This window comes from Geminocystis sp. GBBB08 (assembly GCF_016743215.1).
GTDB lineage: Bacteria > Cyanobacteriota > Cyanobacteriia > Cyanobacteriales > Cyanobacteriaceae > Geminocystis.
In genome coordinates, this window is sequence record NZ_VRZC01000141.1 from 1 (window position 1) to 10,260 (window position 10,260).

A 10,260-nucleotide genomic window follows, 5' to 3' on the forward strand; every position below is an offset into this window, starting at 1 on the left:
ATCCACCACTGATTTAATTTGTTTTAAGGCAGTAATTAACTCTTGATTTCCGATAGCAAAACCAATTCTAAAACCCCCCATATTATAAGATTTAGAAAAGGTAAAAAACTCGATAGATATTTCCTTTTTTTGATCAGCTTGTAAAACTGAAGGATGATTATTTTGACTGAAAACTATATCCATATAGGGGAAATCATGAATTAAAATAATCTTATTTTTTTGACAAAATTTTACAGCTGTTTCAAAAAAAGATAAAGAAGCGGTGGCACTAGTAGGATTATGAGGATAATTTAAAACCATCATTTTTGCTTTATTGATAATCTCTACAGGAATCTCATTAAATTGGGGTAAAAAATTATTTTCAGCCAATAAAGCCATCAGATAAATTTTCCCTCCTGCAAGATAAATTCCTCCAGCATGGGAAGGATAACCCGGATTTAATAATAAAGCATAATCTCCCTCATTTAAGATAGCTAAGGGTAGATGTGCAGTGCCTTCCTGACAACCAATTAAAGGTAAAATTTCTGTTTGCCAATCTACAAAAATACCGAATCTTTTTTCATACCAATTAGCGACAATTTTTCTAAATTCTTCAGTGCCACTATGTAATAAATAACCATGATTTTCAGGATTATTAAGAGATTTTTCTATAGTATTTATAATATGTTTAGAAGTAGGTAAATCTGACGAACCTAAAGACAAATCTATAATTTTTTTCCCTTGAGAAATAGCTTCAGTTTTTGCCCTATCCATATCAGCAAAAACATTATTTTTTAAAAATTTTATTCTTTCTGATAATTCCATAAATTAATGAATAGTTATTCGTTATTTGTTATTTGTCATTGGGAATTTACCATTGCACATTACTTATTACTCATTCTTCTTAAATTAAATGCTTTTTTCTATAAATTCTTTTAATTTTTCCTTGCCAATTGCACCTTCATAACTATTGACAATTTCCCCTTGTTTAAATACTCTAAAAGCTGGTACTCCTTCTACTTTACAATTAGCAACACTTTCAGGACTAGCATCTACTTCTAGTTTAACTACTTTTAGGCGATCGCTATAATTTTCAGCTATCCAATTAATCGAAGGTGACACGAGACGACAAGGACCACACCATGAAGCCCAAAAGTATGCTAAAACAATTCCATTTTCTTTAATGACTTCATTTTCAAACTGAGAATCACTAATTTCGATAACTTTACTCATTGTGATCAATTCCTGATAAAATTTTTATGAACGGTCATTAATATATCTACCATTGTTGCAATAGATAATCAACACTGTAATCAATTTTCCTGATGTTTATTCTAATAATAAGTTAAATCTGCCGTTGAGAGAAAATACCAAACACTGAAGTATAACCATGTAAGAAAGTGTTACCTGATACGGGACCAATTTCACCGTTACAGAAAAAACCTGCTAGGGGAATATCTGTTACATAGTCAAGAAATAATTGAGAGTCGAAATTAGGTTTTCCATACAATCCTTCACCTCTACCCATACAGGAAAAAAGTAACGCACCGACAGAAGAATTGGTGTTAGATTTTTGGTAACAGTAATTGGTTAATAAGGTTTCTAAATCATCAGCAGAAGCCTTAGCATCTCTTAAATGGAAGCGGATTCTTTGCCCTGCTCTAATTCTGTCACCTACGGCGATCGCTCCATATTTAGGATCAACTCCTACAAGATTACGAATTAAGAAATCACCGGGTTTTAACTCTAATTTAAACTCATCAATAGCAATACCCATAAAGAGAGAATATTGAGCTAAATCTTGATCTTGTTGACTAAGATTAGAAATTAATTCTCGTAATAAAGTTAAAGGATTATCTGTTTTCCCAGCATTATCTGTCATTTCTAAAATAATATTTTTTTCTCCTTGGGTAACTTGATAAGTGTTACCAATGGGGCGACAACCTTGAGCCACAATAGATTCTACTTTTAAATTACCACTAAGAGCAACTCCTACAGTGCCTTCAGAAAAAAATAAACTATCAGATTTTGAGCCATTAAAATAAAATAAACCACTACCAACCCCCATGGTACTAGCACTAGCTAAACCACCGACTTTAATTGAACCGGGGTAGGCAAAGTCTAACCCTTCTAGTAATTCATTAATTTTAGAAGAAAAAGGATCAGATAATAAAATAAAATTAGGTTGTTTTTCCATGCCAACACCAATCATTTTACACCACTGATCAGGACCACTGTCTAAATCAGGTAAATCTTTAGCAGTGACGTAAAAAGGATTTATTTCCACATCAGGTAAACTAGCAACCGTCAAACTTAAAGCTGAATTTCCTTCAATTTCTCTTGGTTGATAATCATTTTTCATCCCTACAATGCCACCACCACCACAACCAATAACACAAGGTAAAGGTAATTTTTCTAATAAAAGGGGCATTAAACGATGATAATCACTGGCAAAAACAGAGGAAATGAAAACGATACCAATATCAGGGGTAGTAGTTAACTTTGCTTGTATTTTAGCCACCACTTCATCTATGGCTTTTTCTAAAGAAGATTGAGTGGATAAAGCGTTAATCCATTGAATTTTATTTGACATAAAAGTATTCCAGAGAAAAAATGATTCAAAATAAAAATAATAGGATAAATGTTGATTGAATAGGGAAAAAAATTGAATATCAAAATTAGTCCTGATTTAAAATCACTCTACCAAGATTTTGTTGATTATAGTGAACGTACTATTTATTTTCTTTTTTAATTAATCTAATTTGTCTCGAAATAATGTCAAGTTAAAGTGATAGGAATTTTAATCGGTTTTCGTTTCTATTATTTTAAAATTTTAAAAGTGTGTTCATGTTAGCTTGTTATACTATAACAATAGTGCGTTGTAAGGGAATACTGAATAAATCCTCGACAACGCTAATTTTTGAGGAATAAACCTACGCTGTAACTTTTGATGATCGTTTAGATAGTTCACCGTATATATTCTTTTAAAATACTATTACGGTTGGGGTGACGCAATTTTCGCAACGCCTTAGCTTCAATTTGACGGATTCTTTCACGAGTAACATTGAAGATTTGACCAATTTCTTCTAAAGTTTTCATTCGCCCGTCATCTAAACCATAACGTAATCGTAGCACATCTCGCTCTCGTGGGCTTAAAGAGTCTAAAACGTTTTCTAAATCTTCTCGTAATAAATTTTTGGAGACTTCATCTTCAGGAGTTTCACCATCAGCTTCAATAAAATCCCCCAACCGAGAATCTTCTTCTTTCCCGATGGGGGTTTCTAAGGATATAGGTAATTGGGCAGACTTGGCAATAAAACGCAACTTCTCAATAGTCATTTCCATATCTTCGGCGATTTCTTCCTCTGTGGGTTTACGCCCCATTTTTTGTGATAACATCTTTGTTGTTTTCTTGATTCGAGAAATCGTTTCATAAAGATGCACTGGAAGGCGTATAGTTCGAGATTGATCGGCGATCGCCCTTGTAATAGCTTGACGAATCCACCATGTAGCATAAGTAGAGAATTTATAACCCTTTTCATGATCAAATTTTTCGGCGGCACGAATTAAGCCTAAGGAGCCTTCTTGAATCAAATCTTGGAATGATAAACCACGATTCATGTATTTTTTAGCGATGGAAACCACCAAACGGAGGTTAGACTGCACCATCTTATCTTTTGCCCGTCGCCCAATATGTAAACGGCGGTTAAATTGACGTAACACCGGAATATCACAAGCGATCGCCCATTCTTGATCCGTGGGAATACGCCCTAAATGTTCTATTAAAGTAGCTCTGATATATTCTAAATCCAATAAATCAGCGATTTGTCGGGCTAACTCGATTTCTTCCTCTGCACGAAGTAACCTGATTCGGCCAATTTCTTGAAGATAAATACGAATAGAATCTTCGGTAAAAGGTTTTTTCTTAGTTTGGGTGCGACGACGAGTAGCCGGCAATTTACGAGCTTTTTTACCATTGAGATCACTAACACCGATAGAATCAACCTCAGCAGTTATATCGGGTAATTCTACCTCGATGGTAGCCATGGAACTATTAAAACTAAGATTAGAATTAAAATCCAACATTTCCTCGAAATCATTAGGTGAGATAGTTGCGAAAATTTCTTGTGCCTGAGTCATGCCGTTTTCCTCTTACTCCTGTTGAAAATTTAGCTAGAAGATAGATTATTAAAGTTGATTGATCTTTTTGTTTGCACCCACCGACACTTGCTATTATTTACTCGTACAACAGACTATTCCACCATTGGAAGTTGATAACATTCCACCTTTTTGAGGAGGAGTTAAATACTTATAAACAGTGGAATTTAATAGTGCCATTGGGATAGAGTAAACCTGTTGTTATGGTAGGAAAATATCAGGAATGCACCTGAAAATCGTTTGATTTTAGCGAACAACGGTGCATATCAAAGAACTGTTTTCGAGATAGTCAACAGTCTGATATACTTAACTTGCGAAGAGATAAATTGAATGAAAGCAATCCAACACAGTACTACATAATAGCTATTATAGTCAATAACATTATTTTTGTAGTTTGATGAGTGCATAAATTTATCCCTATAACCAAGATTGAACTATTAGTGCTTCTTTGAGTCTTTTAAGAAGTTTTATTAGTAAAATCTTCAGATATTGTAATGAATTTCACAGAAAATCGCATTAATAAGCGATACTTTTTTGTTATGAAAGGCTCAGGTCTGTGATAGTGCATAAATTTTGACGGATTATTAATCTTCCCTGACCTCTAGGTTAGCAAACCTTTTCGATTTTGGGGAGGATATGCGTAAAATTTACGGAGAATTTGTCATGAGATTTTAATGATAATTTATTTCAATTATAGACAAAAAGATAGGAAGAGCCAAAATAAGTAAGTATATATACTTAGATAATAAAGTATTTTTTTCTCTATACCTTCCATATAAATTCTAATCAGATATTCAAAATATTGCCACTATAAAATGAAGTTAATTTCAGAAATTAGGCAATAGCTAATATGATGTTCCCTTAATTACTTAGTAATAAAAATCTTAGAATTTAGAATTTAGAATTTAGAATTTAGAATTTAAAAAATTGAGCATCGTTGCCCAAATAAATTGTTAATTGTTAATTGTTCGTTGGATATATTACAATAATTGCTAAAAAGACCAATTTTCTTCTGTAACATCTTCCTAGTCTCTTAACCTCCTAGTCTCCCTTGTCTTGCTTTCATTCAAATGTTAAAAACCTGCCCTCGTCAGTATCCCTACCGTCACCAAAATACTTTTTGACACACACCAAACCCAATTAGACTTCATTTATTCCCATATAAGGATTAACTAAAGGAAAAGCGAAATTAATATTTTCTTGTTTATAAATTCTGTGGATTTCTTTAATAAATTCATGAGTAATTAATAATCTATCAAAATATTCATTTATTTTCAAATAAACAGTAAAATTAATAGAGTAATAATCAAAATTATCATATCTTAAAAAAGGTTCATATTCTTGAAAACCACCTTTAACAGTTGTTAAAATTTTTCTGGCGATTTTTAAAGTTATTTGCTCTACTTTTTCTAAATCACTATCATAACTAATTCCTATTTTTATAGGTAATAACATCCAAGAATCTTCAAGGGTATAATTGCGAAAACTAGCATCAATAATTTGTCGATTAGGAATAACAATTACATTATTATAAATATCTTTAATCAGGGTATATTTTAATTCTACATCAATCACATATCCTTCTTCTCCATTTTTAAATTTAATATAATCCCTAGGACGAATTTTACCAGAAACAATAATATTTACCCCTGAAATTAAGTTACTTAAAGTATTTTGAAAAGCTAAACCAATGGATAAACTACCTACCCCAAAAGCCGTAATTAAAGCAGTAATTTGAATCCCGATAGATTGAATAATAATTAAAAATCCAATACTAAAAATTATGACTTTAGTTAAATACTCAAATAAAGAAGTTAAAGAAACGGTGGTATTATGTCGTTGGCTATAAAGATAAATGGCATTAACAGCTAAACGAGAGGCTAAAATTGTCGCCATAAATAAAGCAATAACTATAACAATTTTTTGGATTAAAATAGATAAAGGTGAAGGTAAATTAAGACTAGGTAATACTAAAGCAATTGCTCCGACAATTGACCAAATAAAAAGAATACCTTCAAAAGATTTTAAAATAAAAGAGTAAGTGGCAAATAAATTATTATTACCCATTTTTTTTCTCAATTTTTTTAGCCTATGTTCTAATAAAAGACCGATTAACATTGCGAAAAGAATAACAAGTATTGGCGTTAAATTTTTGAGAATCAAAGAAATATTAGGTAACAACATACACAATCATCAAACTTACTAAAGTTTACATCGAAGATTAATTCATTAACATTTAATTTTAATTTAATTTATATTTATTGAGCAACAAAAAATGGTAAAATAAATCTGTTCAAGAAAATTAACTTTCTTCCTTTACTCAATAATTTAATAGTAAAAAATATTTATGAATCAAGATAAAACTCAAGCCTTAAGCATACTGAAGCAATATAGCTGTATAGAATTAAAAATAGTTAATACTGAAGCTGAAAAAAAAGAATTACAAGAGGCTTTAAAATTAATAGTGAGTTTATCAGATAATCAAAATTTTGGTATTTGTGCCTCTAATTCTCAGGAAGCCTTTAATACTTTAAACAATTATTTACAAGCATTAGGATATACTGATAAGATTAATGTGAATTTACTTGAAGAGAATCAACCTGTTTATCTTAAATTTAGTACAGAAAGAATCTCTTATAATTTAAGTGATTATCAAGGAGAATATAGGGGGGTTTTGATTACTATTTTTGCAGATTTTGAAGATGAAATTGTCGGTACTTATGGACATTTACCTTTAGATTTATTTAATTAAATTACCAAAATTATTTATGATAAATCAATGGCTATTTCCTCTCTTTTTAATTGTCCATGTTTTAGGTGCAACAATTTGGACTGGAGGACATTTAATCTTAACTTTAGGGTATTTACCGATGGCTTTAAAACAAAAAAATCCTGAGATAATTTATCAATTTGAAGAAAAATTTGAACCCATAGGATTAATAGCTTTAGGGATACAAATTATCACTGGTTTATGGTTAGCTAATTTTTATATTCCTTTAGGAGAAAATTGGTTAAACTATAATGAACCTATGACTAGAAATATTTTAGTAAAATTATGCTTATTATTAATTACTTTAATTCTTAGTATTGATGCTCGTTTTCGGATTATACCTAATTTGAATCAAGAAAATTTCCTAGATTTAGTGTTTCATATTTTAGCGGTAACAATCATCGCTATTTCATTGATTATTTTTGGTATAACTATAAGATTTGGTGGTTTATAAATATCATAAATTTCTATAGAAATCTAAATCATTCGTGAAGAATTAAAGATTAAAAAATAAATCTGTAAATCTTACTATACTGTCAAAGCTGATAGCTGATAGCTAATACCTCTAAAAATCTCACAACTCACATAGGATTGCTATATTATTCTTTATCCTAATTTTCGCCAAAACACCAACCAATGAAAATAATAACTATCCCCGTTAATATCAAAAATAAATAATCCTCTAAAGTCGGAAAAATATTTAAGATCAAAAAATAAATAATTGCAGTTGATAACTTTATTGAAATAAGAAGAAAAGTAACTAGAAAAATTACAATAATCATGATTTTAAAATTAATTATTAATATTGTTTATTTGCCAGAGTATAATATTTACAAATCTTAAATTATTGATCAAAAATTAATTATTATAAACGAAAAATACTTAACACTATAGCAATACTAAATCAGTTGTGAAATATTTAAAGATAGGAAATAATGTTTTACCTATTATTCAACAAGGGGTTTAAACCCCTTGCCTTTAAATTTGTAGTCCTTATTTTGCCACGAATCATTTAGGATTGCTCTAGTTTGTATCTAAGTCAAGGAGTGAGGGTAGCGGATTTGGGAAGAGTGGATTTGGTAACAGGTAACAGGTAAAAATTCCTAGGTTTTTAACTTTAGCTCAACAAGATTTCTAAAAATATAATTAAATTATGAATTGGCATCCCGATACAATAGAATTTTTAGCAATACAAAATTATGATCATATTATTAATTTTTATGAACATAAAATAGAAAATAATCCTGATGAAATTAATAATTATTGGTATCTAGGATTAGCTCATTTATTAAATAATAATGAAGAATTAGCTCAATCAATTTGGCTTATTCCTTTTTTAGAAATGAATTTAGATTATTCTTTACAAGAGAGTTTAATACAAGTTTTAGATCAAGAAGCTGACAGGCAAAAACAAAAGAATAATTTTTTGAAAAGTGCTTTAATTAGAGAACAAGTACAAGAAATTGATAATAATAATTTAGCCAATTTAATCAATTTATGTTTATTAAAACATCATCTTAATAGTTTTGCCATCGAATTTATAGAAGAAACTAATTTAGGGAAAATTATTGTTCAAAAATCTCTATCAAATATAGAAATAAAATTGATAATTGCTTTATGTAATATTATTTTAGAGATACCTCATCAAATTACTTTAGATTTTGTTACAGCAGTTTATCCACAAATGACAGTAAATAAAGAATTTTCTGACTTATTAACTTCTAAAATTGAAGTAATGGCAGATGAAAAAAGATTCTTAATGTATGGAGCAAAGTTATTAGAAATTACTCTTTTAAATCAACCCAACAATCTTGAAATTATTAGACAAATTTTTATTTACTATTCTCAAGCTCGTAACTATGATAATGCCAAATTAATTGCTTTGGAATATCAAAAATATAGCACTACCTTAATCGAAAAAGTTTTTGCCTCCTATCAATTACTTTATAACGCCATAGAAAGTAGTGATTGGTTAAATATTAAAGATTATCATTTTACCTATGAAAATATCTTGAATGATTTAGTAAAACAACAACCTAATATTCAAGAAAAATATTTAGCTAATTGGTTAATTAGTATTGGACAATTATTACTTTATTTACAAGATAATCCAACAAAAAATAAAAAATTCATTAATGGTATTGGCCAATTATTTCAAAAACAAGGTAATAGTTATTATAGTTGTCCTGTACATTTTGTTGCACCTAATCAATTAGCAATTTCTAAAAAGTTGAAAATTGGTTATATTGGACACACATTAAGATCCCATTCTGTGGGTTTATTAAGTCGTTGGTTAATCCATCATCATGACAAAGAGCAATTTTCTATCTATACTTATTTTGCTTGTCAAAAAGATGATTATATTACCCAAAGATTTTTTAAAGATAACGTCCATAAAGCCTATAGTGGAACTAATATCGTTAATGATTTTATCACCCGTATTGAACAAGATCAGATTGATATTTTAGTCGATTTGGATAGCTTCACCCATAACCTAACGGCAATGATTATGGCATTAAAACCAGCACCGATACAAGTTAGTTGGTTAGGGATGGATAGTAACGGTATTCCTAATATTGATTATTTTATCGCTGATCCTTATGTTTTACCTAAGAATGCCCAAGAATATTACTCTGAAACAATTTGGCGTTTACCTAATACTTATTTAGGAATTGATGGTTTTGAGGTTGATATACCCACTCTCACTCGAAAAGATTTAGAGATTGATGATAAAGCAATTGTTTACTTTAATGTTCAAAGTGCTTTCAAAAGAAATCCTCATACTATTCATTTACAGATGAAGATTCTGAAAACAACACCAAATAGTTATTTATTAATAAAAGGTGTAGGAGATGACAGCACAACTCAAAATTTATTCAAAACCATTGCGCAAGAGGAAGGAGTGAATATAGATAAATTAAGATTTTTACCACAAACACCAACAGAAGCAATTCATCGGGCTAATTTAGCCATAGCAGACGTAGTTTTAGATACTTACCCTTATAATGGTGCAACCACAACCCTTGAAACCCTATGGATGGAAATTCCTCTTGTTACTAGAGTTGGAGAACAATTTGCCGCGCGTAATAGTTATACTTTTATGATTAATGCTGGTATAACCGAAGGTATTGCATGGAATGATGATGAATATATTGAATGGGGAGTTAAATTAGGCACGAATGAAAATTTGCGCCAAGAAATTAGTTGGAAGTTAAGACAGTCGAAGAAAACATCTCCCCTTTGGAAGGGTAAACAATTTGCAAGGGAAATGGAAAAAGCCTATCAACAAATGTGGCAAATTTATAGCCATAGGCAATAGATGAATATCCTTTGCTATATTAAAAAAATAAAAA

Annotated in this window: 8 protein-coding genes; 3 read left to right on the forward strand and 5 right to left on the reverse strand. The window is 30.1% G+C overall.

Translation table 11 applies throughout. The features are described from left to right. The 5 genes from FWJ34_RS15105 to FWJ34_RS15125 all read right to left on the reverse strand — a co-directional run. Positions 1 to 804 (reverse strand): aminotransferase class I/II-fold pyridoxal phosphate-dependent enzyme (locus tag FWJ34_RS15105; RefSeq protein WP_308256167.1); only part of this gene is annotated, 804 nt, incomplete at its 3' end. 84 nt (positions 805 to 888) lie between these two features. Further along, a complete protein-coding gene (locus FWJ34_RS15110; protein WP_308256168.1) occupies positions 889 to 1,212 on the reverse strand; it encodes a thioredoxin family protein in 324 nt (107 codons plus the stop codon). A gap of 112 nt (positions 1,213 to 1,324) precedes the next feature. Then, complete coding sequence (locus FWJ34_RS15115) at positions 1,325 to 2,572, reverse strand: FIST N-terminal domain-containing protein (protein ID WP_308256169.1); 1,248 nt, start codon at positions 2,570 to 2,572, stop codon at positions 1,325 to 1,327. 374 nt (positions 2,573 to 2,946) lie between these two features. Next, entirely contained in the window at positions 2,947 to 4,119 is a 1,173-nt protein-coding gene (rpoD, locus tag FWJ34_RS15120) for an RNA polymerase sigma factor RpoD (RefSeq protein ID WP_308256170.1), read from the reverse strand. A gap of 1,158 nt (positions 4,120 to 5,277) precedes the next feature. After that, a complete protein-coding gene (locus FWJ34_RS15125) occupies positions 5,278 to 6,204 on the reverse strand; it encodes a mechanosensitive ion channel domain-containing protein (RefSeq protein WP_308256171.1) in 927 nt (308 codons plus the stop codon). 280 nt (positions 6,205 to 6,484) lie between these two features. Here FWJ34_RS15125 and FWJ34_RS15130 point away from each other — a divergent pair, with 280 nt between their 5' ends. From FWJ34_RS15130 to FWJ34_RS15140, 3 genes are all read left to right on the forward strand, one after another. Continuing rightward, positions 6,485 to 6,889 (forward strand): DUF1824 family protein, encoded by a 405-nt coding sequence (locus FWJ34_RS15130; protein ID WP_308256172.1) that lies wholly within the window; start codon positions 6,485 to 6,487, stop codon positions 6,887 to 6,889. Between the two features lie 16 nt (positions 6,890 to 6,905). Beyond that, complete coding sequence (locus tag FWJ34_RS15135) at positions 6,906 to 7,361, forward strand: CopD family protein (protein ID WP_308256173.1); 456 nt, start codon at positions 6,906 to 6,908, stop codon at positions 7,359 to 7,361. Between the two features lie 699 nt (positions 7,362 to 8,060). Beyond that, the gene (locus tag FWJ34_RS15140; RefSeq protein ID WP_308256174.1) at positions 8,061 to 10,226 is read left to right on the forward strand and encodes an O-linked N-acetylglucosamine transferase, SPINDLY family protein; all 2,166 of its coding nucleotides are present in this window, start codon (positions 8,061 to 8,063) and stop codon (positions 10,224 to 10,226) included. The last annotated feature ends 34 nt before the right edge of the window (positions 10,227 to 10,260 follow it).